General features: G+C 58.5%; 1 pseudogene. It reads right to left on the reverse strand.

What is annotated here, in order from left to right:
* Positions 1-35 precede the first annotated feature (35 nt).
* A pseudogene (locus tag DTL42_RS09660) lies at positions 36-488 on the reverse strand (IS3 family transposase); the annotation flags it as partial.
* Positions 489-568 lie beyond the last annotated feature (80 nt).

Below are 568 nucleotides of genomic sequence, written 5' to 3' on the forward strand. Positions count from 1 at the left end.
AGCCCACGACTTTCGGACAGTGGCGGGCCAGGTTTTTACGCCGCTAGAACCGGGGCGTGTTCGGCTTCGTATTGGTCTGGCGACTTGTAGCCCAGTGTCTGATGAAGTCGCGTTCGATTGTAAAACGTTTCGATGTACTCGAACACGCTCAGGCGAGCATCTGCCAACGTGTCGTACTGGTGATGCTTCGTCCATTCGTGCTTGAGTGACCAGAAGAACCGCTCGGCCACCGCATTATCATAACAGTTGCCGCGGCGGCTCATCGAGCAGGTGATGCCCAGCGTCCGCAGTGTTCGCTGATACGCATCGCTGGTGTACTGGCAGCCACGATCGCTGTGATGCAGAAGTTCACCACGTTTGGGCGAACGATTCTCGATCGCAGCCCGCAACGCGTTGCTCACTAGGCGAGTCTCCAGCGAATCGCTCAGCGACCAACCCACCACCTTACGGCTGAACAAGTCGATGACCACCGCCAGGTAAACCCAGCCGTTCGATGTCGGTCACCCACTTCTGGTTCGGGGCGTCGGTGGTGAAGTCGCGATTGAGCACGTTCCTCGCTGGCCGCTTC

This window comes from Bremerella cremea (assembly GCF_003335505.1).
GTDB classification, from domain to species: Bacteria; Planctomycetota; Planctomycetia; order Pirellulales; family Pirellulaceae; genus Bremerella; species Bremerella cremea_A.